The sequence below is a fragment of the Streptomyces sp. NBC_00005 genome, from assembly GCF_045160215.1.
GTDB lineage: Bacteria > Actinomycetota > Actinomycetes > Streptomycetales > Streptomycetaceae > Streptomyces.
The window spans coordinates 8,361,226-8,386,015 of the sequence record NZ_CP108316.1 but is presented as its reverse complement, the minus strand read 5'-3'; the positions used below and the strand labels follow the sequence as shown (position 1 = coordinate 8,386,015).

Here is a 24,790-nt window from a genome sequence, read left to right as displayed (position 1 = left end):
GGAGGTACCGAGGTGACCGAGCTCAAGAGGCGGCCGCTCCCCCATGACTTCCATCCGCCCGTGCCGTCGTTCACGGTCACGAGTGAGGACGTCGAGGAGGGTGCGACCCTCAAGGACGCTCAGGTCTACGCGGCCGGCAACACCTCGCCGCAGCTGCGGTGGGAGGGCTTCCCGCCCGAGACCAAGAGTTTCGCCGTGACCTGCTACGACCCGGACGCCCCGACGGGGAGCGGGTTCTGGCACTGGTCCGTGTTCGACATTCCGGCCTCGGTGACCGAGCTGCCGGTGGGTGCGGGCAGCGGCAAGTTCGAGGGGCTGCCCGAGGGCGCCGTACAGGTGCGCAACGACTACGGGAGCAAGGACTTCGGCGGTGCCGCGCCGCCGCCCGGGGACGGGTCGCACCGGTACGTGTTCACGGTGTACGCCGTGGACGAGGAGAAGTTGGGACCGGATTCGGACGTCTCTCCCGCGGTCGTCGGTTTCAATCTGCGCTTCCACACGCTGGCGCGCGCCCAACTGGTCGGTGAGTACGAAGCACCCGCTGAAGCCTGACGTTCATTGAACGTTTGCCCGCCTCTGGTCTTGGAAGTGATCAGAGGCGGGCATTTTTTATTGCGTTGTCCATCTCGGCGCGCCCGGCCAGAGTTGATCCAGCCCGCCAGGGGGTGGGCCGATGCACAGAGGAGGTGGGCGCGATGCGGGACACGCTGGTGCTGAACGCGAGCTTCGAGCCGCTGTCGACGGTGACGTTGAATCGAGCCGTCGTTCTGGTGCTGCAGGACAAGGCCGTTGTCGAGCAGGCCCACCCCGAGCTGCGCATGCGCGGAGCCGCGGTCGACATACCCGTGCCCCGGGTGATCCGGCTGTGCAGGTACGTAAGGGTGCCGTTCCGAAGACAAGCTCCGTGGTCGAGGCGGGGTGTGCTGATCAGGGACCGGCACCGGTGCGCGTACTGCGGCAGGCGCGCGACGACCGTGGACCACGTGGTGCCCAGGGCGCAGGGTGGTCAGGACTCGTGGCTGAACACCGTCGCCTCGTGCGCGGAGGACAACCACCGCAAGGCGGACCGGACTCCGGAGCAGGCGGGCATGCCTCTGCTGCGGCAGCCGTTCGAGCCGACCCCGCAGGGCGCGATGCTGCTGGCGCTGGGGCAGGACGACTTCGAGGCGCTGCCGGAGTGGCTGGCTCAGCCCGCGGCCTAGAGCGTACGTAGAACTGGGGCCCACCTCCGTCGGGAGGTGGGCCCCAGTCTCGTATGACGGCTGTCGGCGACTGTCAGTCTATGGCCGGCTTCTCGCGCCGTTCCGCTGCCTTGTCGGAGCCTCCGCCGCCCGAACCGCCCATCATGGGGCCGAGGTTGCCGAACGCGCCGGACAGGCCCTTGAGGGCGTCGCCGATCTCGCTGGGGACGATCCAGAGCTTGTTCGCGTCGCCCTCGGCGATCTTCGGGAGCATCTGGAGGTACTGGTAGGAGAGCAGCTTCTGGTCGGGGTCGCCGGCGTGGATGGACTCGAAGACCGTACGGATCGCCTGGGCCTCGCCCTCGGCGCGCAGGGCCGCGGCCTTGGCCTCGCCTTCGGCGCGCAGGATCTGGGACTGCTTCTCACCTTCGGCGGTGAGGATGGCGGCCTGGCGCGTACCTTCCGCGGTGAGGATCGCGGCGCGCTTGTCACGGTCGGCGCGCATCTGCTTCTCCATCGAGTCCTGGATGGAGGTGGGCGGTTCGATCGCCTTGAGCTCGACGCGGTTGACGCGGATGCCCCACTTGCCGGTGGCCTCGTCGAGGACGCCGCGCAGGGCCGCGTTGATCTCCTCGCGGGAGGTGAGGGTCCGCTCGAGGTCCATGCCGCCGATGATGTTGCGCAGCGTGGTGACAGTGAGCTGCTCGATCGCCTGGATGTAGCTGGCGACTTCGTACGTGGCAGCGCGGGCGTCGGTCACCTGGTAGTAGATGACCGTGTCGATGTTGACGACAAGGTTGTCCTGGGTGATCACCGGCTGCGGCGGGAACGGCACGACCTGCTCGCGCAGGTCGATGCGGTTGCGGATGGTGTCTATGAACGGGACGACGATGTTGAGGCCCGCGTTGAGTGTCCGCGTGTAGCGGCCGAAGCGCTCGACGATGGCGGCGCTGGCCTGCGGGATGACTTGGATTGTCCTGATCAGGGCGATGAAGACCAACACCACCAGAATGATCAGGACGATGATGACCGGTTCCATCGTCGTTCCCCGTACCCTTCTCCGCCTCGGCGCTTTCGGAAGATCTTATGGTTGTTGAAGATCTTGCTGGTCGAGTGTGTCAGACCGTCGCACAACTCGTGTGCTGTTCGGTTCAGTTGAGTCCTACGAGGTCAGATGACGATCGCGGTGGCCCCTTCGATCTCCACGACATCCACTTCCTGCCCCACTTCGTAGGCGCTCCCGGTGTCGAGCGAGCGCGCCGACCAGACCTCGCCGGCCAGCTTGATCCGGCCTCCGGAGCCGTCCACCCGCTCCAGTACGACGGCCTGCTTGCCCTTCAACGCCTCCACACCCGTGGCGAGTTGGGGACGTTGCGCGCTGTGCCGGACCGCGATGGGCCGTACGACGGCGATGAGGGCGACGGAGACGACGACGAAGGCGAGCACCTGGGCCACGGCTCCGAAGCCCAGTCCGGCGATGACGGCGGCGGCGACGGCGCCCACCGCGAGCATGCCGAACTCCGGCATCGCCGTGACCACGAGGGGGATTCCGAGCGCAGCCGCGCCGACGAGCCACCACACCCATGCGTCGATGTCGTTCACATGGTCATGGTAGGACCGCAAGTCGTGCCTCGGACAGGGCGCGATGTGGCGGGACGGGGCTTCTTACCCGTGTTTTCGCGGGTACTTCACACGGTCAGGACAGCGGCAGGCCCTGAGCCGTCCAGCGGTCGCCCACCTGTTCGACGACCAGCGGGAGACCGAAGCAGAGGGAGAGGTTGCGGGAGCTGAGTTCGAGCTCCAGCGGGCCGGCGGCGAGGACCTTGCCCTGGCGGATCATCAGGACGTGGGTGAAGCCGGGGGCGATCTCCTCGACGTGGTGGGTGACCATGATCATCGAGGGGGCGATCGGGTCGCGCGCGAGCCGGCCGAGGCGGCGTACGAGGTCCTCGCGGCCGCCGAGGTCGAGGCCGGCAGCGGGCTCGTCGAGGAGGAGCAGTTCGGGGTCGGTCATCAGGGCGCGGGCGATGAGGGTGCGCTTGCGCTCGCCCTCGGAGAGCGTGCCGAACTTGCGGTCCACGTACTCGGTCATGCCGAGGCGGTCGAGGAAGGCGCGGGCGCGCTGCTCGTCGATGTCCTCGTAGTCCTCGTGCCAGCCGGCGGTCATGCCGTACGCGGCGGTCAGCACGGTCTGCAGGACGGTCTGGCGCTTGGGGAGCTTGTCGGCCATGGCGATGCCTGCCATGCCGATGCGCGGGCGCAGTTCGAAGACGTCGGTGCCGGGCTTGCCGAGGGTCTCGCCGAGGATGGTGGCGGTGCCATTGCTGGGGTAGAGGTAGCTGGAGGCGACGTTCAGGAGGGTGGTCTTGCCGGCGCCGTTGGGGCCGAGGATGACCCAGCGCTCGCCCTCCTTGACCGACCAGGAGACCTGGTCCACCAGAGCCCGGCCCTCCCGGACCACGGATACGTCCTGAAGCTCCAGAACATCGCTCATGAGCGCGTTGTCTCCCCTTGCAGTGTGACCGGTCTCGGCATCTCGGCTGTCGCGTGCGCCTGGGGGCGCAGCCCCCAAGGAAATCTACGCCACCGGTCGGCCGGCCCATTCCATCGGTCCGGTCCTTATGGTGGGGGCATGCTCTCGGAACCGCGTTCAGGACGCCTTGCCGCCTGGGGAAACGCCCTTTTGGCCGGACTTGTCTCGCCGGACGACGCCGTGCTCGCGATCGTCGGGGACGATGCCGTGCACCGGGTGGAGGGGCTGTCCGGTGAGTCGGCGCCGGTCGGGCTCACGCTCGCGCTGGGCCGGCTGCGGGCGCTCGGTGTGACGGGGCTGCGGATCGCGCTGCCGGCGCCGGGGCATCCGCTGGGGCTGAGCGGGCCGCCGGACTTCAACGCGCGGGCGATGGACGCCGAGGAGGCGGTGGTCTGTCACGGCGCCGCGCTCGGGCTGGTGCCGGAGGTGTACGAGGCCGGGCCCGACGGTGATGTGCATGTCGAGGTCGTGTGGCACTGCCTGCCGGTGCGGGAGGCGCCGCCGGCCGACGTGCCGTCTCTGGGTGAGGCCGAGCGGGAGCTGGCGGAGGCGTTGCGGGACGCGACGGAGGTTCTGTCGCGGTTGGATGTCGCCGGGTCGGGGCCGGTGGCGGAGGCGGCGATCGAGGCGTACCGGGCGCGGGCCGAGCGGGGGCGGGAGGTGTTGGCTCCGGGGTATCCGCCGCGGGCGGTGCGGGTGTTGGAGCTGGCGCAGCGGATCGGGTTGCTGATGTCCCTCGCCCAGGAGAACGGGCATGGGGGTGCGGTCAGCTCCGCCGAGATGGCGGCGAGGTCCGAGGCCTTGCGGCCGGTGGAGCGGGTGGCTCGGCGGGCTCTTGTCGCCGCGTACAACTCCGTTGTGGAGGAGCGGGAGCGGGGGGTTCGGTGAGCGCCGGGGTTCTTGTGGCTGCCGGTTGATGTGACCGTGTCCGGGGGCTCCACCCCCAGGCCCCCGTGTCGGCCTGAACGGCCTTGTCCTCAAACGCCGGACGGGCTGGGGGCGCCGACCGGCGCTGAAAAGAGGCCGCCGTGAAAAGGTCCGCCTGAAAAACTGACCGGCCTCCCGGGAGCGCCCGGGAGGCCGGTGGTCACTGCACGCCGTGAGGCGAGCGTCAGCGGTTGACGCCCAGGTTGCCGAAGGCGGGGTTCAGCACGCCGACGACGTTCACGCTGTTGCCCACCGCGTTCACCGGGATGTGCACCGGGGCCTGGACGAGGTTGCCCGAGATGACGCCGGGCGAGCCGACGGCCTTGCCGTCGGCGTGCGCGTCGGTGGCGGAAGCCATGCCCGCACCCGCGGCGATCAGACCGCCGGCCACCATCGTCACGGCCGCTGCCTTCTTCAGGTTCTTCACTTCTAAGCCCTCCCTAGCGGTAGCCGCGGCACTCGCCGCAGCACGCACTGAAGAACGGCGGAGATCCACGAAGGATGCGCCATCCGGGGGACATTCCCACGACGGTATGAATCTCAGTCCGGAAGGGAACCCTCCGTATTGCCATGGCGTCCCCGGCGCGCGCGCCGCGTTTCAGCCGGTCACGCCGTGCCGCACGGCCCACAGGGCGGCCTGTGTGCGGTCCGCCAGGTCGAGCTTCATCAGGATGTTCGAGACGTGGGTCTTCACGGTCTTCTCGGACAGGACGAGGGCGCGGGCGATCTCGCGGTTCGAGCGACCGTCCGCTATCAGGCCGAGCACCTCGCGCTCCCGCTCGGTGAGCGAACCGCCTCTTCCCTGGCCCGAGTTGGCCTCCTCCTGGGACAACAGGGCGCCCGCCACCTCGGGTTGGAGCAGGATGTGCCCCGCGTGGACGGAGCGGATGGCACCGGCCAGGGCGTCCGGGTCCACGTCCTTGTAGACGTACCCGGCGGCGCCCGCGCGCAGGGCCGGGACCACCGTGCGCTGTTCGGTAAAGCTGGTGACGATCAGTACGCGTGCGGGGTTGTCCAGTTCACGGAGTTTGCGGAGCGCGTCCACGCCGTCCATGCCGGGCATCTTGACGTCCATCAGCACGACGTCGGGCCTCAACTCCTCGGCGCGGGCGACTCCTTCGGCGCCGTCGGCCGCCTCGCCCACGACCTCGATGTCGTCCTGCACTTCGAGGAACGTGCGCAGGCCGCGGCGGACCACCTGGTGGTCGTCGACGAGCAGCACCTTGATTGCGTCAGCCACCGGGGACCTCCATCTCGATCGTGGTGCCCTTGCCGGGCGCCGATTCCACGGTCAGCATGCCGCCGACCCCGCTCGCGCGGTCACGCATGGACACCAGGCCCAGGTGGCGTCCCGCGCGGCGTATCGCGTGCGGGTCGAAGCCGCTTCCGTCGTCCGTCACCCGAAGGACCGCTCCGGTGCCGCGCCGGGCCAGGGCCACGTCCACGTGCTCCGCCCCGGAGTGCCGCAGGGCGTTGTGCAGGGCCTCCTGGGCGACGCGCAGAACGGCCTCCTCCTGGGCGGCCGGCAGTGCCCGAACGCCGCAGCTGTCGAAGGTCACGCGCGCGGTGTGGGCGCGGTCGAGGACCTGGATCTGGGTGCGCAGGGTGTTGACGAGGCCGTCCTCGTCGAGGGCCGCGGGGCGCAACTCGACGACGGCGGCGCGCAGTTCGTCGGCGGCCTCGGCGGCGAGCACGGCGACCTGCTGCAGCTCGCCCTTGGCGCGGGACGGGTCGCGGTCGACGAGGGCGGCGGCGGCCTGGGCGGTCAGGCGCAGGGAGAAGAGCTTCTGGCTGACCGCGTCGTGCAGTTCGTGCGCGAGGCGGGAGCGCTCCTCCGCGATCGTCAGTTCGCGACTGCGCTCGTACAGGCGGGCGTTGGTGAGAGCGATCGCGGCGTGCTGGGCGAGGATCGCGAGCAGGTCCTCGTCCTCCGCGGTGAAGCCGCAACCGCCTTCCGGTTTGGGGCAGTTCTTATTGGCCAGGAAAAGCGCGCCGATGACCTCGTCGCCGTCCCTGATCGGGAGGCCCAGGAAGTCGGACATGTCGGGGTGGGCGGAGGGCCAGCCCTCGAAGCGGGGGTCCCTGCGCACGTCGGCGAGGCGCTCGATCTTCGCCTCCTGGAGCATCGCGGCGAGGATGCCGTGCTGGCGCGGGAGCGGGCCGATGGCCTTCCACTGCGCGTCGCTCACGCCATCGACCACGAACTGGGCGAAGCCGCCGTGGTCGTCGGGGACGCCGAGTGCCGCGTACTGCGCGCCGAGCAGCTCTCGGGCCGAGGCGACGATCGTCTTGAGGACGTCGCGCACCTCGAGATGTCTGCTCATGGCCAGCAGCGCGGAACTCACCGCCGCGAGGCCGGACCGGGGTCCTTGACTCATGTCCTCAAGGTACCGGCGGGGTGTGACAACGCGGATCGGACCTGTGGCGATGCGGACTGCGCCGGTGGACCTAGGCCCGGCGGACTAGGTCCGGGGCCCGGGACCGGCGGCTTAGGCCGAAGGACCGCGGTTTTTGCGGCCCCCGTCCGAGGCGGGAAGGGCGGCCCGGTTCCTACGTTGATGGCACCGCCGATCAAAAGGCGGGCGAGACGAGGGGACGGTTGTCATGCCGGTAGCGATCATCACGGGGGCCTCGAAGGGGCTGGGGCGGGCGCTCGCCGAGGCACTGGCCGCGCGCGGCTGGGATCTGGTGCTCGACGCCAGAACCGAGGGGGTCCTCACGGAGGCCGCGCAGGCCGTGTCCGCGTACGGCACGCGCGTGAGGGCCCTGCCCGGGGACGTCACGGACGCCGGCCACCGGGCCGAGCTGGTGGCGGCCGCGTGGAAGCTGGGCGGCGTCGACCTGCTGGTGAACAACGCGAGCGCGCTGGGCGCCGAGCCGCTCGTACGGCTGGAGGCGCTGCCCCTGGAGGGGCTGCGGCGGGCACTGGAAGTGAACCTGGTGGCCGCGCTGGGCCTGGTCCAGGAGGCGCTGCCGCTGCTGCGGGCGTCCGGGGCGGGCACCGTGGTCGCGGTCAGCTCGGACGCGGCCGCCGAGGCCTACGAGACGTGGGGCGGGTACGGGGCGTCGAAGGCGGCTCTGGACCACCTCGTGGCGGTGCTGGGCGAGGAGGAGCCGGGGCTGCGGATCTGGGCGGTCGACCCGGGTGACATGGCCACGGACCTGTACGCGGCGGCCGTACCGGACGACGGCGATCCGCGGCCTGCGCCGGCCGGAGTGGTGCCGGCCTTCCTGCGGCTCCTCGACGAGCGGCCGGCGAGCGGCCGCTACGCGGCTCCGGCGCTGCTGGAGGAGCAGCGATGACGGTGGCGGTGCGCGTACCGGAGGAACTGTCGGCACGGATCCCGGTCGAGCAGCGCGGGGCGGGGCTCGACCGGGACGCCGTACGGCTGCTCGTGTCGCGCGGGTGTGAGGTGTCGCACCACGCGTTCGTGGAGCTGCCGCGGCTGCTGCGGGCCGGGGATCTCCTCGTCGTGAACACCTCTACGACGCTGGCCGCGGCCGTGGACGGACGGGCCGGGCACGCACGCGTGGTGGTGCACTTCTCCACCCGCGGGGACGACGGGCGGTGGGCGGTCGAGCTGCGGGATCCCGACGGGAAGGGCACCACGCGTGCGCGTGCGGGCGGACCCGCGGGAATGGAGGTACGGCTGCCCGGGGGCGCGCGGCTGGTCCTGGAGGAGCCGCTGAGCGCGCACGGGGACCGTTTGTGGTGGGCGCGGGCGTCGGGGGCGGGGGTCCTCGGGATGCTGCGGGAGCACGGGCGGCCCATTCGCTACTCCTATACGGAACGGGACCAGCCGCTGTCCGTGTACCAGACGGTGTTCGCGCTGCCGTGCGCCGACGGGGCGGGCAGCGCGGAGATGCCGAGTGCGGCGCGGCCCTTCACGGCGCGGCTGGTGGCGGAGCTGGTGAGCCGAGGGGTGCAGTTCGCGCCGGTGACGCTGCACACCGGGGTGGCCTCGGCGGAGGTGCACGAGCCGCCGTATCCGGAGCGGTTCTCGGTGCCGGAGGCGTCGGCGCGGCTGATCAACGCGGTGCGGGCCGGGGACGGGCGGGTCGTGGCCGTCGGGACGACCGCTGTACGGGCCGTGGAGTCGGCGGCGGAGCCGGACGGCGTCGTACGCGCGCGTGCAGGGTGGACGGACCTCGTGGTCACCCCGGAGCGCGGGGTGCGGGTGGTGGACGGGCTGCTGACCGGGCTGCACGAGCCGGAGGCCTCGCATCTGCTGATGCTGGAGGCGATCGCCGGTCGGGCCGCGATCGACCACAGCTACAAGGCGGCGCTGCACGGGCTGTACCTGTGGCACGAGTTCGGGGACGTCCACCTCATCCTCCCGGAGGAGGCTCCTCACACAGAGCATTGCTTCAGCAACTGCTGGTGAGACTGTTACGGGCTCGATGTGAGCCCGCACATAGGGCGCACATCACGTACGAAGGACGTTAGGAGACAAAGGGTCCCCATTTGAGCGGGGCAGACGGTCCAGTCTGCCCCGTTTTGCCCTTCCCTCCTCCACTACCCGGGATCGTACGTCACACCTTTGCCACGGCATTTTGCGGCCGCTAAGAATGGCTCTCGTCGCTCAGCGCCGCGGGTTCCCACCGCGGCGTTTGTGCGGGAAGGACCCGTGTCCCCCGCCGGACAGAGAGCGACCTCCGCGCTATTCGAAGAGGTCCGTCTGCCATGCCCAAGAACACCCACATTCGCCGTCTCAGTCGTTCGCTGACCCGCCGCCACAAGATCGCCATAGCCGGTGTCGCCACCCTCGGTGCCGCCGCCATCGCGCTCTCCACGGTTCCCAGCAACGCCGATACGACCACGAACGAGGCGGCCGTCTCCACGGCCAAGGTGGAGTACGGCTCCCAGCAGGTGAAGGACGTCAAGGCCAGCGTCACCGACCGGCTCGCCGGTGCCAGCCTGAAGGCCGAGGCCATCGAGGCCAAGGCCGCTGCGAAGAAGAAGGCCGCCGCCGAGAAGAAGGCCGCCGCCGAGGCCGCAGCGAAGAAGAAGGCGGCCGCCGCTGCCGCGGCCAAGAAGAAGGCAGAGGCCGCGCGCAAGGCGAAGGAGGCCGCGAGCCGGTCCGCCAAGCGTGCCGCCCTCAAGAAGGCCGCCACCAAGACCTACGCCAACAACCTCAACGGCTGGATCAAGGAGTCCCTCGACATCATGAAGGCCAAGGGCATCCCGGGCAGCTACAACGGCCTGTACCGCAACATCATCCGGGAGTCGTCGGGCAACCCGAACGCCATCAACAACTGGGACATCAACGCCATCAACGGCATCCCGTCGAAGGGGCTGCTGCAGGTCATACCGCCGACCTTCAAGGCCTATCACGTCGCCGGCACGTCCTGGAACATCTACGACCCGGTAGCCAACATCACCGCCGCTGCCAACTACGCGGCCGACAAGTACGGCTCCATGGACAACGTCAACAGCGCGTACTGAGGTCGGCGCGGACCTCTCCACGTGAACGCCGAAGGGCGGCACCCCCTGACGGGTGCCGCCCTTCGCGCCGTACGAGAGCGTCGTACGGAAGTGACTACTTGCGCATGACCTCCGGCTCGTGGCGGCGCAGGAAGCGGGCCACGAAGAAGCCGCAGATGATGCCGAGGACGATCAGGGCGGCCATGTCCATGCCCCAGGTGCCGACGGTGTGCTCCCACAGCGGGTCGTTGCTGTTGCCCTTGCCGGGCGGGCTGATCTTGTTGAAGTCGAGCGTGGCGCCCGCGGCGCCGACCGCCCAGCGCGACGGCATCAGGTACGAGAACTGGTTGACGCCGACCGCGCCGTTCAGCGCGAACAGACAGCCGGTGAACACGACCTGGATGATCGCGAACATGACCAGCAGCGGCATGGTCTTCTCGGCGGTCTTCACCAACGCCGAGATGATCAGGCCGAACATCATCGAGGTGAAGCCCAGCGCCATGATCGGTACGGAGAGCTCGACGAGCGTGGCGCTGCCGAAGACCAGGCCCTCCTTCGGGATCTCACGGCTGGCGAAGCCGATGACGCCGACCATCAGGCCCTGCAGCACCGTGATGAAGCCGAGCACGAAGACCTTGGACATCAGGTACGCGGACCGGGACAGGCCCGTCGCGCGCTCCCGTTCGTAGATGACCCGTTCCTTGATCAGCTCACGGACGGAGTTCGCGGCGCCGGCGAAGCAGGCGCCGACCGCGAGGATCAGCAGGACCGTGGTGGCCGTGCCGTTCGGGACGGGCTGGCCGGTCGCCTGGTTGATCATCGGGTTGGGCAGCAGGCCCTTGCCCGAGTCGATGAGCAGGCTCACCGAGCCGAGGACGAGCGGCAGGATCACCGTCAGAGCCAGGAAGCCCTTGTCGGAGGCGATCACCGAGGTGTAGCGGCGCACCAGCGTGACGAACTGGGACATCCAGCCCTGCGGCTTCGGCGGCTTCATCGCCTGCATCGGCGGCATCTGTACGGACTGCGGAGCGACGGCGTCGATGTCCGCGGCGTACATCTGGTAGTGCTGCGAGCCCTTCCAGCGGCCCGCCCAGTCGTAGTCGCGGTAGTTCTCGAAGGCGGAGAAGACGTCGGCCCAGGTGTCGTAGCCGAAGAAGTTCAGCGCCTCCTCGGGCGGACCGAAGTAGGCGACCGAACCGCCCGGGGCCATCACCAGGAGCTTGTCGCAGATCGCCAGTTCGGCCACGGAGTGGGTGACCACGAGGACCGTACGGCCGTCGTCGGCGAGGCCGCGCAGCAGCTGCATGACGTCGCGGTCCATGCCCGGGTCGAGGCCGGAGGTCGGCTCGTCCAGGAAGATCAGCGACGGCTTGGTGAGCAGCTCGAGAGCCACCGAGACGCGCTTGCGCTGGCCACCGGAGAGGGAGGTGACCTTCTTCTCCTTGTGGATGTCCAGCTTCAGCTCGCGCAGCACCTCGTCGATGCGGGCCTCGCGCTCGGCGCCCGTGGTGTCGGCCGGGAAGCGGAGCTTGGCCGCGTACTTGAGCGCCTTCTTGACCGTCAGCTCCTTGTGCAGGATGTCGTCCTGCGGGACCAGACCGATGCGCTGGCGCAACTCGGCGAACTGCTTGTACAGGTTCCGGTTGTCGTAGAGGACGTCGCCCTGGTTGGCGGGCCGGTAGCCGGTGAGCGCCTTGAGCAGGGTCGACTTTCCGGAGCCGGACGGGCCGATCACCGCGATCAGCGACTTCTCCGGGACGCCGAAGGAGACGTCCTTGAGGATCTGCTTGCCGCCGTCGACCGTGACGGTCAGGTGGCGGGCCGAGAAGGAGACCTCACCGGTGTCGACGAACTCCTCGAGCCGGTCGCCGACCAAGCGGAACGTGGAGTGGCCGACACCGACGATGTCGTTCGGGCCGAGCAGCTGCGAGCCGCCCTTGGCGATCGGTTGGCCGTTGACGTACGTGCCGTTGTGAGAACCCAGGTCGCGGATCTCGAAGCGGCCGTCGGGCGTGGCGTGGAACTCGGCGTGGTGCCGGGAGACCTGCAGGTCGGAGACGACCAGCTCGTTCTCCAGCGCACGGCCGATGCGCATCACGCGGCCCAGCGAGAACTGGTGGAACGTGGTCGGGCTGCGGTCGCCGTAGACCGGCGGCGCCCCCGCGCCACCACCGGGGCCCTGCTGCGGCGGGATCTGTCCGGCCGCCTGCTGCGGTGCGGCCTGCTGCGGCTGCTGCCAGCCGGCCTGCGGGGCCTGCTGCTGCGGTGCCTGCTGCGCCCAGCCGGGGCCGGGGCCCGCGCCCTGGGCGGCGTACGGCTGCTGCTGGGGCTGGGCCTGCGGCGCCGCCACGGCGGCGGATCCGGAGACGTTCACACACGGGCCGTCGGTGGCGTTGCCGAGATGCACCGCCGAGCCGGGCCCGATCTCCATCTGATGGATCCGCTGCCCCTGCACAAACGTGCCGTTGGTGCTGCCGTGATCGTCGATGACCCAACTGCGGCCGCTCCAGCTGATCGTGGCGTGACGCCAGGACACCCTGGCGTCGTCGAGCACGATGTCCCCCTGCGGATCGCGTCCGAGGGTGTACGGCCTGGACGGATCGAGCGTCCAGGTACGTCCATTCAATTCCAGTACGAGTTCCGGCACTCCATGCCCCACTGAGTAGTCCCCCGAGTTACCCCCATCACAGGGAGTCTAGGGATGTCGAACATCGTCGGGAACTATTTCAGGCTCGCCCCCCTGACCGAAAGTCGGGCCTTGTGAAGACCACGCACGTACGCATCCGCTGGTTCCGTTGACGGGGTTGAAAGCGACCCGGAGAGTGGTAATCCACGCGAGGGGGACATGCGCGGCCACCGTGCCGCACCGCGGATCGGGGGGTCTGCCATGAGCGCGTCGTCGAGTGTCGAGTCTGCGAGGAGCGGCACGAGGGTGCCGTGGGGAGACGTCCTGCTGTCCGCGATCGCCTGCGTGAGCTGGGCGTTGATAGGAATGGCGGGCACGGCCGCGCTGGGCCTGCACCTGCTGGAGGCCGACTCCTCGGCCTCGCTCGGGCCGATGACCGCGGCGGTCGTGGCGCTTGCGGCGGGTGGTTCGGTCACGCCGTCCGGCGATGTGTCCGCGTTCGGCCTGAAAGGCGCGGAGGCGCACACGGCCGTCACGATCACGCCGTTGGGCGTGAGCCTGGTCGGCGCGCTGCTGCTGTCGTGGTTCTTCCTACGGTCCTTGCGTGCGGCGGGAGTTGGGATCGCGTCGGCCGAACTCCTGGCGCGTGCAGGCGCGGTCGTCGCGCTGTTCGTGGCGACGCTCGGCGGGCTGGCCTGGGCAGGTCACGACGTCATCACAATTGACGGGGGCTCGCTGGGCCTCGACAAGCTGCCCGGTGGCGGAGGCGGAGGCGGCGGGGTCGACATCCCTGGCCTCGGCGACATCGGTGACATCGGCGGGCTGCTGCCCGACAACATCGGCAACCTCATCGACGCGAAGGCGGCGGTCGGCTTCACCGTCGACACGGCGCCGACGCTGCTCGGCGGCTTCGCCTGGTCGGCAGGCATCCTGCTGATCGCCCTGCTGGTCTCGCGCCGCACACCCCTGCCTCGCGGCTGGGAGGCCGTGCACCGGGTCGTACGCCCGGCGGCTTCGGCGATCGTCGCGGTGATGCTGATGGCAGTGGCGGCGGGCCTCGCGGCGGCGGCGTACGCGGCGATCGGCGACGACCATCCCAAGCGGATCTTCGGTGCCGCGCTGCTGGGCGCGCCCAACGGCACCTGGCTGGGCATCCCGATCGGCCTGTTCGTGCCGTTCGACGGCAACGCGAGCGGCCCGCTGGCCCAGTTCCTGCCTGATCCCCTGGACGACCTGCTCACCGCGAAGACCGACCAGTCGGTGACGCTGGGGCGGCTGGCGGACCTGGACGGGCGGGTGTGGCTGCTGGGGGTGGCGGCGGCCGTGATGATGCTGCTGGCGGGCGTGCTGACCGCGGCGCGGACACCGGTCGCCGCCCAGGTCGCCTCCGCGGGCGGCGGCGCGGGGGCCGCGGGGACTTGGGGGCCCGGGGCTTCCACAGGTGCGGGTCCGTCGGCTGTACGGGGCTCGGGCGCCCTCCGGTTCGCGGGGCAGTGCGCGTTGCGGCTGGGGGTCGTCACGGCGTTGACGCTGCCGTTGCTCGCGTGGCTGACCGAGGTGTCGGTGGACGCCTCGCTGTCGGTGCTGGGCTTCGACGCGTTCGGCGCGGGGATCGAGCTGCAGGGGCACCTCGGCATCGCTCTGCTCCTCGGCGCCCTGTGGGGTGCGGGGGCGGGGGCCGTCGGGGCGCTGCTGGCGTGGGCGACCGGCGCGGCGGGACGGCGGGCGTCGCCGTTGGCCCTGATGGGCGCGGCAGAGGCAGCGCCGGCCGGGGGTGCCGGACCTCCGCAGTACGCGCACGAGTCCGGGGCCGGGGCCGGGACGCCTGCGGGTGGGGCGGGCGCGCGCGGGGGTGCGTCGGGGCCGTACACGCCCGGCACGCCGTACCGGGCGCCGAACCCGGCCACCAATCCGTATCTGCAGGTGCCGGACGAGCTGCGGGAACCGGAGGACGCACGGCCGCCGTCCGGCGACGCGCAGGGCCCCGGCATGTCGCCGCCACCCGGCCCCGGCAACAGCAACGTCTACGGCGCGCCCACGGTGGCCCGGCCGATCGGGGGCCCGCCTCCGCGATCGCCGCGCCGGCCGCCCCGGCCACGGTCCGGAAACCGGCCACCGTCCCCTCCGGACGCGGGGCCACCGCCGCCTCCGCCACCGCCGCCTCCCCCACCCGGGAAGCCCAAGGGGCGTCCGTGAGCTGCATGTGTGGGTGACGGGCGCGTGTCTCCCGCGCTGCTCGTTGCCCGTCGGTGCGGACGATGCGGGTGTGGCCCATACTTAAGGCGCGCGTCACCCTGCCGACATCCACTGTTCCGTGTCCGCTAGGCGGACCGCGGCGGCGACAGGCACTGCGTGCCGGATACGGTGGGTACACCATGAGCGCTTCGCAGACCTCGACTTCTGACGCCCCCACCCTTCTCGTCAAGATCTTCGGCAAGGACAGGCCGGGCATCACGGCCGGTCTCTTCGACACCCTCGCCGCCTACTCCGTCGACGTGGTCGACATCGAGCAGGTCGTCACCCGTGGCCGGATCGTGCTGTGCGCGCTCGTGACCCCGCCGCCGGCCGGGCTCGAAGGTGATCTGCGGGCGACCGTCCACAGCTGGGCCGAGTCGATGAAGATGCAGGCGGAGATCATCTCCGGCCGCGGTGACAACCGGCCACGCGGCCTCGGGCGCTCACTGGTCACGGTGCTCGGCCATCCGCTCACCTCGGAGGCGACGGCACAGATCGCCGCCAGGATCACCAAGACCGGCGGCAACATCGACCGTATCTTCCGCCTCGCCAAGTACCCCGTGACGGCGGTCGAGTTCGCGGTGTCCGGCGTCGAGACCGAGCCGCTGCGCACCGCCCTGGTGACGGACGCTGCGGCACTGGGTGTCGATGTCGCGGTGGTGGCCGCGGGACTGCACCGGCGGGCGCAGCGCCTGGTCGTCATGGACGTCGACTCGACGCTCATCCAGGACGAGGTGATCGAGCTCTTCGCCTCGCACGCGGGCTGCGAGGACAAGGTCGCCGAGGTGACCGCGGCCGCGATGCGCGGGGAGCTGGACTTCGAGCAGTCGCTGCACGCGCGCGTGGCGCTCCTGGAGGGGCTCGACGCCTCCGTGGTGGACAAGGTGCGCAGTGAGGTACGGCTGACACCGGGTGCCCGCACGCTGATCCGCACGCTGAAGCGGCTCGGGTATCAGGTGGGTGTGGTGTCCGGTGGATTCACCCAGGTCACCGACGATCTCAAGGAGCGGCTGGGGCTCGACTTCGCCCAGGCCAACACGCTGGAGATCGTCGACGGCAGGCTCACCGGCAAGGTCACCGGCGAGATCGTCGACCGCGCGGGCAAGGCGCGGCTGCTGCGCCGGTTCGCCGCCGAGGCGGGCGTACCGCTGGCCCAGACCGTGGCGATCGGCGACGGCGCCAACGACCTGGACATGCTCAACGCGGCCGGTCTCGGCGTCGCCTTCAACGCCAAGCCGGTCGTACGGGAGGCGGCGCACACCGCGGTGAACGTGCCCTTCCTGGACACGGTCCTGTACCTGCTGGGCGTCACCCGCGAAGAGGTCGAGGCGGCCGACACGCACGTCGGCGAATAGCGCCCGTACCCACGCATCGAGGGGCTCGGCACCGCATGGTGCCGAGCCCCTCGGCAGTCGTGTCGCCTGCGCGCTCGTCCTGTCGCCTACTCGGTGGGCGCCCAGTAGTCGAGCAGCGTGGCCACGGCCGGCTCCAGGGCCTTCCAGGAGCCCTCGAAGGACAGGACGGCGAAGGCGGCGGCCGGGAAGCCGAAGCGGTTCATCCGCTCACGGGCGTCGCCGTCGGCCGAGCCCGCCAGGATGTCGGCGAGGCCCTGCACGCCCGGGTTGTGGCCGATCAGTATGGCGTTCTGCGCGTCTTCAGGGGTCTCGTTGAGCAGCGCGATCAGCTCGCCGGGCGAGGAGTCGTAGATCCGCTCCTCGTAGACGGTTTTCGGCCGGTGCGCCAACTCGTGGACGGCGAGCTTCCAGGTCTCGCGGGTCCGGGTCGCGGTGGAGCAGAGGGCCAGATCGAAGGGGATGCCGGTGTCGGCCAGCCTGCGCCCGGCGACTGCGGCTTCCGTGCGGCCCCGCTCAGCGAGGGGGCGCTCATGGTCGGTCACCTGTGGCCAGTCGGCTTTCGCATGCCGGAAGAGGACGATCCTGCGGGGTTCTGCGACGCTCATGGAACCCAGCTTCGCACGAAACAGGCCATGCGGCGCAGGTAGTTGACTGGCGGCTGAAGTGGTGCTCAGCGGGCCGGCTCAACCGGTGCTCAGCCCGCTATGAGCTGCTGCGCACGCTCGAACAGGTGGGTGATCGCCGGGTCGCTCGCCGCCGCGTGCGCGTCCGTCGGGTTCAGCATCAGTGCCAGGAGCACGATGAAGGCGAGCGTCGGCAGGGCGAGGGCCCACCAGGGCAGCCGGATGTCGACGCCACCCGTGGTCGCCGGGTGGGGGCGGGTGTGCGTAGGGGCCGACATGGGTGCCTCCGCTGGTCTTCGAGTGGACGGTGGTCCGCCGCTCGCGGCCACACTTCGAAGTTACGGAATCCGGAGCCCTCAACCCATCCGGAGATCCACCCAGTTGACCCTGACACTCACCCCCTAGGGGATGGTGGGGCTAGCCCCACCATCGGGCCCCGGGGTCGGGCGTCACGGTGAGGCGATCGTCGCGATGACGGCGATGATCACGAAGATGGCGAGGAACGAGCCGAAGACGAGCAGCATCTTCTTCTGGCCGTTCTGGGGGTTCGGATCGAGCACTGGCATGCGGCAAGTCTTGCACCTGGCGCCCGTGACGGTTCGGCCGGGGTCAGCGGGCCGCCTCGTCCTCCACCGTGCGGTTGCGCCCCGCCAGGACGCCGACCACCATCTGCGGGACCATCAGCGCGGCCATGAGCGCGATCGGCAGACCCCAGCCGCCGCTGTGCTGGTAGAGCACGCCCACCAGGAGCGGACCGGGGATGGAGATCAGATAGCCGGTGCTCTGCGCGAAGGCCGACAGCTGGGCGACGCCCGCGCCGCTCCTGGCCCGCATGCCGACCATCGTGAGGGCCAGCGGGAAGGCGCAGTTGGCGATGCCGAGCAGTAGCGCCCAGGCCCAGGAACCGGCGGCCGGTGCGAGGTACAGGCCCGCGTAACCGGCCAGGCCGCAGGCGCCCAGCGCGATCACGATCGGCCCCTGGTGCGGCAGCCTGGTGGCGACGCGCGGAATGACGAAGGCCAGGGGCACGCCCATCACCATCGTGACGGCGAGCAGCAGCCCCGCCGTGCCCGCGGGCACGCCCGCGTCCCGGAAGATCTGCGCCATCCAGCCCATCGTGATGTAGGCGGCGGTGGCCTGGAGCCCGAAGAAGACGGCGAGCGCCCAGGCGGTACGGCTCCGGGTGATCCGCAGCACGGGCGCCTCCACGCGCGCGTGCTCCCGCTGCCCGGCCGGCTGCTCGGCGGGACCCGCACCCCGCTGCCGTACGAACGGAATCCACGGCAGTACGGCCACGGCCGCGAGGCCCGCCCACACCGCGAGCCCCGACTGCCAACTCCCGCCCAGCGCCTCGGTCATGGGCACCGTCACCGCTGCCGCGGCCGCGGTGCCCAGGGCGAGGGCCATCGAGTAGAGGCCGGTCATGGAGCCAACCCGGTCCGGGAAGTAGCGCTTGACGATGACCGGCATCAGGACGTTGCTGACCGCGATGCCCATGAGGGCGAGCGCGCTGGCGGCCAGGAAGCCGGCCGTGCCGCCGATGTACGGCCGTATCAGCAGCCCCGCGGTGATCGCGACCATGCCCGCGCACACGACGGCGCCCGGTCCGAAGCGGCGGGCGAGGCGTGGGGCCATGACGCCGAAGACGGCGAAGCAGAGCGGGGGCACCGAGGTGAGCAGTCCGGCCACGCTGCCGCTCATGCCGAGCGCGTCGCGGACGTCTTCGAGCAGGGCGCCGAAACTGGTGATGGCAGGGCGGAGGTTGAGCGCGGTCAGGACGATGCCGAGCACGAGCAGCCGCATCGTCCACGCGCGCGTGGCGGGGGCCGGGGCCGGGCTCGCCGCCGACGTGCGGATGGGGGGCTTCGTCGACGTCGTCGTCGGGGTTTCCTCGCGTGCCATGCCGCCCATCATAGAATCATGGGATGATTGGTTGTCCATTCCCGGGTCGACCTCGCCCGCCCTTCCCGTGCGAAGGTGTGCCATGCCCCTGAGTCATCCCCGTCGCTCGGCGCTGTCCGAGCAGGTCATCGCCGCGCTGCGCCACGAGATCACCTCGGGCGAGTGGCCGGTCGGCTCGCGCATCCCGACGGAGCCGGAGCTGGTCGAGCAGCTCGGCGTGGCCCGGAACACGGTCCGTGAGGCCGTCCGCGCGCTCGCGCACAACGGTCTGCTGGACATCCGCCAGGGCTCGGGCACGTACGTCGTGGCGACCAGCGAGCTGGCGGGCGTGATGCACCGCCGCTTCGCCGACGCGGACCCGAGCCACATCGCCGAGCTGCGCTCCACCCTGGAGTCGGCCGCCGCCAGGCTGGCCGCCCAGCGGCGCACGGAGAAGGACCTCAAGCAGCTCGACGCGCTGCTCGTGCGGCGCGAGGAGGCCTGGGAGACGGGCGACGCCGAGGCGTTCGTGAGGGCGGACGCGACCTTCCACCTGGCGGTCGTGGCGGCCTCCCACAACGACGTGATGACCGCGATGTACGCGGACCTCGGCGAGGTGCTGCGGGACTGGCTGCGCGAGGACGTCGGCGAGGAGCTGACGCCGGAGACGTACATGGAGCACACGCGCCTGGTCGACGCGATCCGCGCGGGCGACGCCGAGGCGGCCGGTGCGGCGGCGGCGAGCTATCCGTTCCTGTGCCGTCCCGGACGGTTCACCGCTTCTGGTGACTGACCCAGACCGAGCCGACTTCCTTCCAGCACCGTCCGGTGAGCCGTACGGTCGTCGCCGGTCCGACGTCGACCGGGGTCCCGTCGGTGTCGAGGTCCCACCAACGGGCGCACTCGACGTGCAGGCCGACGCGGTCGGTCCCCGGATAGGGGTTGTGGCAGTACGCGGTCACATGGGATCCGGTGACCTTGGTGCGGCACTCGGCGCCGAAGGGCTGCGGGGAGGGCGGCTTCCCGGGCTTCACGCGCGTGTGCGGCATCGCCTGGTACGGCAGGGACATCACGAGAGCTACGGCGACGGTCATTGAGGCCAGGCTGCGGAACAGGCGCACAAGGGGACCTCCTCGGCCGTGCTGGGGAGGGAATCACGTGCTGAACACGTAATCCAGAGTGCGCAGTTGAGGCCCGGCTCCGCCCGGCCGGATAGGCCGAACGGGTGACATGCCGAGGGCGCGCATCCGACTGGACACGCGCCCTCGATCGTGGTCAGACCGCGGTGCCGGCGATCACGCGCCGATGGCGTGCAGACCGCCGTCCACGTGGATGATCTCGCCCGTGGTCTTCGGGAACCAGTCGCTCAGCAGGGCGACGATGCCCTTGCCGGCCGGCTCCGGGTCCTTGAGGTCCCACTCCAGCGGGGAGCGGGAGTCCCACACGGAGGCCAGCTCGGCGAAGCCCGGGATGGACTTGGCGGCCATGGAACCGATCGGGCCCGCGGCGACGAGGTTGCACCGGATGTTCTGCTTGCCCAGGTCACGCGCCATGTAGCGGCTGGTGGCCTCCAGGGCGGCCTTGGCCGGACCCATCCAGTCGTACTGCGGCCACGCGAACTGCGCGTCGAAGGTGAGGCCGACGACCGAGCCGCCGTTGTGCATCAGCGGCAGGCAGGCCATGGTCAGCGACTTCAGGGAGTACGCCGAGACGTGCATGGCGGTGGCCACGGACTCGAACGGCGTGTTGAGGAAGTTGCCGCCGAGCGCGTCCTGCGGCGCGAAGCCGATGGAGTGCACGACACCGTCGAGGCCGCCGAGCTCCTCTCCGACGATGTCGGCCAGGCGCCCGAGGTGCTCGTCGTTGGTGACGTCGAGCTCGATGACCTTGGTGGGCTTGGGGAGCTTCTTGGCGATGCGCTCGGTCAGCGTGGGCCGCGGGAACGCGGTCAGGATGATCTCGGCGCCCTGCTCCTGGGCCAGCTTGGCGGCGTGGAAGGCGATGGAGGACTCCATCAGCACACCGGTGATCAGGACGCGCTTGCCCTCGAGAATTCCACTCATGGTGATCAGTGACCCATTCCCAGTCCGCCGTCAACAGGGATGACGGCTCCAGTGATGTACGAGGCGTCGTCCGAGGCGAGGAACCGCACCGTCGCGGCCACCTCCTCCGGCTGGGCGTAACGGCCGAGCGGCACCTGCTTGACGATGCTCTCGCGCTGCTCGTCGGTGAGCACCTTGGTCATGTCGGTGTCGACGAAGCCGGGCGCGACGACGTTGAAGGTGATGTTGCGCGAGCCCAGCTCACGGGCGAGGGAGCGCGCGAAGCCGACCAGGCCAGCCTTGGAGGCGGCGTAGTTGGACTGGCCGGGACCGCCGAACAGCCCGACGACCGACGAGATGAGGACGACGCGGCCCTTCTTGGCGCGCAGCATGCCGCGGTTGGCGCGCTTGACCACGCGGAAGGTGCCGGTGAGGTTGGTGTCGAGGACGGACGTGAAGTCCTCCTCGGACATCCGCATCAGCAACTGGTCCTTGGTGACACCGGCGTTGGCGATCAGGACCTCGACCGGGCCGTGCTCGGCCTCGATCTCCTTGTAGGCCTGCTCCACCTGCTCGGTGTCGGTGATGTCGCACTTGACGGCGAGGAAACCGGCCGGCGGCTCACCCGAGCGGTATGTGATCGCGACCTTGTCACCGGCGTCGGCGAATGCGCGGGCGATGGCGAGGCCGATGCCCCGGTTGCCTCCGGTGACGAGAACCGAGCGGCTCAACGGATCACCCTTTCGATAGCGGTCTGATGCCTCCGCCCAACACCTGAATGACAGGCGGCTTCCCCGAAAACCTATCGGTCCCGGAGCTCCCGCGGACAATCGGGCACCGACAGTGGCTAACGGGACTCGCTGTCGGGTCCCTACAGAAAGTTCCCGGTACCGGACCGAAACCTGTGGTCCTCGGGCCCGCTCGCGCGACATGATCGGAGCAGCCTTCAGGTCACCACCGGCCACGGCAGGTCACGACAGGTCACGACAACAAGGAGAGACCTCGGTGCCTCATTCCATCGACGAAGCCTTCACGGCACTTCCCCTACGCGCCCTGGCCGACGCGGCGCTGGCACGCGCGCGTGCCCTGGGTGCCGAGCATGCGGACTTCCGGTTCGAGCGGGTGCGCAGCGCGTCCTGGCGCTTCCGGGACGCGAAGCCGGCCGGTTCGTCGGACACCACCGACCTCGGGTACGCGGTGCGGGTCGTGCACGGCGGTACGTGGGGCTTCGCGTCGGGGGTGGACCTGAGCCTCGACGCCGCCGCCAAGGTCGCCTCGCAGGCGGTCGCGATGGCGAAGCTCTCCGCCCAGGTGATCAAGGCGGCCGGCTCGGAGGAGCGGGTGGAGCTCGCCGACGAGCCCGTGCACACCGACAAGACGTGGATCTCGTCGTACGGGATCGACCCGTTCTCCGTGCCCGACGAGGAGAAGTCGGCGCTGCTGGCCGACTGGAGCGCTCAGCTGCTGGCGGCGAACGGGGTCAACCACGTCGACGCCTCGCTGCTGACCGTGCACGAGAACAAGTTCTACGCCGACACCGCGGGGACCGTGACCACACAGCAGCGGGTGCGGCTGCATCCGCAGTTGACGGCCGTGTCGGTGGACGAGTCGAGCGGCGAGTTCGACTCGATGCGGACGATCGCGCCGCCCGTCGGACGCGGCTGGGAGTACCTCACCGGCACCGGCTGGGACTGGGAGAGCGAACTCGAGCAGATCCCGGAACTGCTCGCCGAGAAGATGCGCGCGCCGAGCGTCGAGTCGGGCCTCTACGACCTGGTCGTCGACCCGTCCAACCTGTGGCTGACCATCCACGAGTCCATCGGCCACGCCACCGAACTCGACCGCGCGCTCGGCTACGAGGCCGCCTACGCCGGCACCTCCTTCGCCACCTTCGACCAGCTCGGCAAGCTGCGCTACGGCTCCGAGCTGATGAACGTGACGGGCGACCGCACCGCCGAGCACGGCCTGGCGACCGTCGGCTACGACGACGAGGGCGTCGAGGGCCAGTCCTGGGACCTGGTGAAGGACGGCACGCTCGTCGGCTACCAGCTGGACCGGCGGATCGCGAAGCTGACCGGGTTCGAGCGGTCCAACGGCTGCGCGTTCGCGGACTCCCCCGGTCATGTGCCGGTGCAGCGCATGGCCAATGTGTCGCTGCAGCCGGATCCGGCCGGGATGTCGACCGAGGACCTGATCGGCGGGGTCGACCGCGGGATCTACGTCGTCGGGGACCGGTCCTGGTCCATCGACATGCAGCGCTACAACTTCCAGTTCACCGGTCAGCGGTTCTTCAGGATCGAGAACGGGCGGATCACCGGGCAGCTGCGGGACGTCGCGTACCAGGCGACGACCACCGACTTCTGGGGCTCGATGGCCGCGGTGGGCGGCCCGCAGACCTATGTCCTCGGGGGCGCCTTCAACTGCGGCAAGGCCCAGCCGGGCCAGGTCGCGGCCGTGTCGCACGGCTGCCCGTCGGCCCTCTTCAAGGGCGTCAACATCCTCAACACCACGCAGGAGGCCGGTCGATGAGCGCCCGCACGAACAAGCCGCACGAGATCGTCGAGCGGGCGTTGGCGCTGTCCACCGCCGACGGCTGCGTCGTGATCGCCGACGAGCACTCGACCGCCAACCTGCGCTGGGCGGGCAACGCGCTCACCACGAACGGCGTCACGCGCGGTCGTACGCTCACGGTCGTCGCGACGGTCGACGGCAAGGAGGGCACGGCGTCCGGCGTCGTCTCCCGTTCTGCCGTGACCGTGGACGAGCTGGAGCCCCTGGTCCGGGCCGCCGAGGCCGCCGCGCGCGGGGCCGGGCCCGCCGAGGACGCGCAGCCGCTGGTCACGGGCGTGGCGCAGTCGCCGGAGTTCACGGACGCGCCCGCCGAGACCACCTCCGCCGTCTTCGCCGACTTCGCCCCGGCACTCGGCGAGGCGTTCGCACGCGCGCGTGCGGGCGGCCGGGAGCTGTACGGCTTCGCCAACCACGAGCTGGTGTCGAGCTATGTGGGTACGTCGACGGGCCTGCGCCTGCGGCACGACCAGCCCAACGGGACGCTGGAGTTGAACGCCAAGTCGCCGGACCGTACGCGCTCGGCGTGGGCGGGCCGTTCCACCCGGGACTTCAAGGACGTCGACCCGGCGGCGCTGGACGCGGAGCTCGCCGTACGCCTCGGCTGGGCCGAGCGGCGGATCGCGCTGCCGGCGGGCCGGTACGAGACGCTGCTGCCGCCGACCGCGGTCGCGGATCTGCTGATCTACCAGATGTGGTCGGCCTCGGGCCGGGACGCGGTCGAGGGGCGCACGGTGTTCTCCAAGCCGGGCAGCGGCACGCGCGTGGGCGACAGGCTGACCGAACTGCCGCTGTCCCTTCGCAGCGATCCGAATGAGCCGGGTCTGGAGTCGGCGCCCTTCGTGATCGCGCACAGCTCCGGCGGCGACCAGTCGGTGTTCGACAACGGCCTGCCGCTCACGGCCACCGACTGGGTGCGGCAGGGCGAGCTGGCGCACCTGACGACCAGCAGGCACAGCGCGGGCCTGACGGGGCTGCCGGTGGCTCCCGCGATCGACAACCTCATCCTGACCGGCGGCGAGGACCGCTCCCTGGACGAGATGGTCGCGAACACCGAGCGCGGGCTGCTGCTGACCTGCCTCTGGTACATCCGCGAGGTCGATCCGGCCACGCTGCTGCTCACCGGCCTGACGAGGGACGGCGTCTACCTCGTCGAGAACGGCGAGGTGACGGGAGAGGTCAACAACTTCCGGTTCAACGAGTCGCCGGTGGATCTGCTGGGCCGGGCCACGGAGGCGGGACGCACGGAAAAGACGCTGCCGAGGGAATGGAGCGACTGGTTCACTAGGGCTGCGATGCCGGCCCTGCGGGTGCCGGACTTCAATATGAGCTCTGTCAGTCAGGGCGTATAACCTCGTACCTGATTCACGAGACCACTCAAGGAGATACGAGAA

Annotated in this window: 25 protein-coding genes; 11 read left to right on the top strand and 14 right to left on the bottom strand. The window is 70.4% G+C overall.

The window, feature by feature from the left end:
- Positions 1–12 precede the first annotated feature (12 nt).
- Both OG303_RS38340 and OG303_RS38335 read left to right on the top strand, forming a co-directional pair.
- Entirely contained in the window at positions 13–552 is a 540-nt protein-coding gene (locus OG303_RS38340) for a YbhB/YbcL family Raf kinase inhibitor-like protein (RefSeq protein WP_405874376.1), read from the top strand.
- A 143-nt stretch (positions 553–695) separates the two neighbouring features.
- Positions 696–1,202 carry an HNH endonuclease gene (locus OG303_RS38335; protein ID WP_405874375.1) on the top strand — a complete coding sequence of 169 codons (507 nt, stop codon included), beginning with the start codon at positions 696–698 and terminating at the stop codon, positions 1,200–1,202.
- Between the two features lie 73 nt (positions 1,203–1,275).
- On the opposite strand, the gene OG303_RS38330 is transcribed toward OG303_RS38335, so the two are convergent.
- From OG303_RS38330 to OG303_RS38320, 3 genes are all read right to left on the bottom strand, one after another.
- Entirely contained in the window at positions 1,276–2,220 is a 945-nt protein-coding gene (locus OG303_RS38330; protein WP_405874374.1) for an SPFH domain-containing protein, read from the bottom strand.
- A 131-nt stretch (positions 2,221–2,351) separates the two neighbouring features.
- On the bottom strand, positions 2,352–2,783 hold the full coding sequence (locus tag OG303_RS38325; protein ID WP_405874373.1) for an NfeD family protein: 432 nt from the start codon (positions 2,781–2,783) through the stop codon (positions 2,352–2,354).
- A 94-nt stretch (positions 2,784–2,877) separates the two neighbouring features.
- A complete protein-coding gene (locus OG303_RS38320) occupies positions 2,878–3,675 on the bottom strand; it encodes an ABC transporter ATP-binding protein (protein WP_405874371.1) in 798 nt (265 codons plus the stop codon).
- A 138-nt stretch (positions 3,676–3,813) separates the two neighbouring features.
- On the opposite strand from OG303_RS38320, the gene OG303_RS38315 reads away from it, so the two are divergent.
- Positions 3,814–4,602 (top strand): hypothetical protein, encoded by a 789-nt coding sequence (locus tag OG303_RS38315; protein WP_405874370.1) that lies wholly within the window; start codon positions 3,814–3,816, stop codon positions 4,600–4,602.
- Between the two features lie 223 nt (positions 4,603–4,825).
- Here OG303_RS38315 and chpE read toward each other — a convergent pair whose 3' ends face one another.
- The 3 genes from chpE to OG303_RS38300 form a co-directional block, all read right to left on the bottom strand.
- Positions 4,826–5,068, bottom strand: a complete 243-nt coding sequence (gene chpE / locus OG303_RS38310; RefSeq protein WP_405874369.1) for a chaplin ChpE — start codon at positions 5,066–5,068, stop codon at positions 4,826–4,828.
- Positions 5,069–5,239: 171 nt separating this feature from the next.
- Positions 5,240–5,881: a response regulator gene (locus OG303_RS38305; protein ID WP_405874367.1), complete on the bottom strand. Its 642-nt coding sequence runs from the start codon at positions 5,879–5,881 to the stop codon at positions 5,240–5,242.
- Positions 5,874–7,019 carry a GAF domain-containing sensor histidine kinase gene (locus tag OG303_RS38300; RefSeq protein WP_405874366.1) on the bottom strand — a complete coding sequence of 382 codons (1,146 nt, stop codon included), beginning with the start codon at positions 7,017–7,019 and terminating at the stop codon, positions 5,874–5,876. Before OG303_RS38300 ends, OG303_RS38305 begins: the two co-directional genes overlap by 8 nt.
- A 226-nt stretch (positions 7,020–7,245) precedes the next feature.
- On the opposite strand from OG303_RS38300, the gene OG303_RS38295 reads away from it, so the two are divergent.
- From OG303_RS38295 to OG303_RS38285, 3 genes are all read left to right on the top strand, one after another.
- Positions 7,246–7,944 carry an SDR family NAD(P)-dependent oxidoreductase gene (locus OG303_RS38295; protein ID WP_405874365.1) on the top strand — a complete coding sequence of 233 codons (699 nt, stop codon included), beginning with the start codon at positions 7,246–7,248 and terminating at the stop codon, positions 7,942–7,944.
- Positions 7,941–9,026 carry an S-adenosylmethionine:tRNA ribosyltransferase-isomerase gene (locus OG303_RS38290; RefSeq protein ID WP_405874363.1) on the top strand — a complete coding sequence of 362 codons (1,086 nt, stop codon included), beginning with the start codon at positions 7,941–7,943 and terminating at the stop codon, positions 9,024–9,026. Before OG303_RS38295 ends, OG303_RS38290 begins: the two co-directional genes overlap by 4 nt.
- A 299-nt stretch (positions 9,027–9,325) precedes the next feature.
- Positions 9,326–10,087 carry a transglycosylase SLT domain-containing protein gene (locus tag OG303_RS38285; protein WP_405874362.1) on the top strand — a complete coding sequence of 254 codons (762 nt, stop codon included), beginning with the start codon at positions 9,326–9,328 and terminating at the stop codon, positions 10,085–10,087.
- Between the two features lie 94 nt (positions 10,088–10,181).
- On the opposite strand, the gene OG303_RS38280 is transcribed toward OG303_RS38285, so the two are convergent.
- Positions 10,182–12,713, bottom strand: a complete 2,532-nt coding sequence (locus OG303_RS38280) for an FHA domain-containing protein (RefSeq protein WP_405877678.1) — start codon at positions 12,711–12,713, stop codon at positions 10,182–10,184.
- Between the two features lie 240 nt (positions 12,714–12,953).
- On the opposite strand from OG303_RS38280, the gene OG303_RS38275 reads away from it, so the two are divergent.
- Positions 12,954–14,888: a streptophobe family protein gene (locus OG303_RS38275; protein ID WP_405874361.1), complete on the top strand. Its 1,935-nt coding sequence runs from the start codon at positions 12,954–12,956 to the stop codon at positions 14,886–14,888.
- Between the two features lie 179 nt (positions 14,889–15,067).
- Positions 15,068–16,282, top strand: a complete 1,215-nt coding sequence (serB, locus tag OG303_RS38270; RefSeq protein ID WP_405874360.1) for a phosphoserine phosphatase SerB — start codon at positions 15,068–15,070, stop codon at positions 16,280–16,282.
- A gap of 86 nt (positions 16,283–16,368) precedes the next feature.
- Here serB and OG303_RS38265 read toward each other — a convergent pair whose 3' ends face one another.
- The 4 genes from OG303_RS38265 to OG303_RS38250 form a co-directional block, all read right to left on the bottom strand.
- Positions 16,369–16,887, bottom strand: coding sequence for a SixA phosphatase family protein (locus OG303_RS38265; protein ID WP_405874359.1), 519 nt, complete (start codon positions 16,885–16,887; stop codon positions 16,369–16,371).
- 89 nt (positions 16,888–16,976) lie between these two features.
- Complete coding sequence (locus OG303_RS38260; RefSeq protein WP_405874357.1) at positions 16,977–17,183, bottom strand: hypothetical protein; 207 nt, start codon at positions 17,181–17,183, stop codon at positions 16,977–16,979.
- Between the two features lie 171 nt (positions 17,184–17,354).
- Positions 17,355–17,471 carry an SGM_5486 family transporter-associated protein gene (locus tag OG303_RS38255; protein ID WP_097262240.1) on the bottom strand — a complete coding sequence of 39 codons (117 nt, stop codon included), beginning with the start codon at positions 17,469–17,471 and terminating at the stop codon, positions 17,355–17,357.
- A gap of 43 nt (positions 17,472–17,514) precedes the next feature.
- Positions 17,515–18,819 carry a CynX/NimT family MFS transporter gene (locus OG303_RS38250; protein ID WP_405874355.1) on the bottom strand — a complete coding sequence of 435 codons (1,305 nt, stop codon included), beginning with the start codon at positions 18,817–18,819 and terminating at the stop codon, positions 17,515–17,517.
- A 70-nt stretch (positions 18,820–18,889) separates the two neighbouring features.
- Here OG303_RS38250 and OG303_RS38245 point away from each other — a divergent pair, with 70 nt between their 5' ends.
- Entirely contained in the window at positions 18,890–19,579 is a 690-nt protein-coding gene (locus OG303_RS38245) for a FadR/GntR family transcriptional regulator (RefSeq protein WP_405874354.1), read from the top strand.
- On the opposite strand, the gene OG303_RS38240 is transcribed toward OG303_RS38245, so the two are convergent.
- From OG303_RS38240 to fabG, 3 genes are all read right to left on the bottom strand, one after another.
- Positions 19,560–19,907 (bottom strand): hypothetical protein, encoded by a 348-nt coding sequence (locus tag OG303_RS38240; RefSeq protein WP_405874353.1) that lies wholly within the window; start codon positions 19,905–19,907, stop codon positions 19,560–19,562. The two genes, OG303_RS38245 and OG303_RS38240, sit on opposite strands and share 20 nt — an antisense overlap.
- A gap of 174 nt (positions 19,908–20,081) precedes the next feature.
- Complete coding sequence (fabI, locus tag OG303_RS38235) at positions 20,082–20,849, bottom strand: enoyl-ACP reductase FabI (RefSeq protein WP_405874351.1); 768 nt, start codon at positions 20,847–20,849, stop codon at positions 20,082–20,084.
- Between the two features lie 5 nt (positions 20,850–20,854).
- On the bottom strand, positions 20,855–21,559 hold the full coding sequence (fabG, locus tag OG303_RS38230) for a 3-oxoacyl-[acyl-carrier-protein] reductase (RefSeq protein ID WP_405874349.1): 705 nt from the start codon (positions 21,557–21,559) through the stop codon (positions 20,855–20,857).
- 274 nt (positions 21,560–21,833) lie between these two features.
- On the opposite strand from fabG, the gene OG303_RS38225 reads away from it, so the two are divergent.
- Both OG303_RS38225 and OG303_RS38220 read left to right on the top strand, forming a co-directional pair.
- Complete coding sequence (locus OG303_RS38225) at positions 21,834–23,357, top strand: TldD/PmbA family protein (protein ID WP_405874347.1); 1,524 nt, start codon at positions 21,834–21,836, stop codon at positions 23,355–23,357.
- Positions 23,354–24,748: a metallopeptidase TldD-related protein gene (locus OG303_RS38220; RefSeq protein ID WP_405874345.1), complete on the top strand. Its 1,395-nt coding sequence runs from the start codon at positions 23,354–23,356 to the stop codon at positions 24,746–24,748. The genes OG303_RS38225 and OG303_RS38220 overlap by 4 nt, the downstream gene beginning before the upstream one ends.
- The last annotated feature ends 42 nt before the right edge of the window (positions 24,749–24,790 follow it).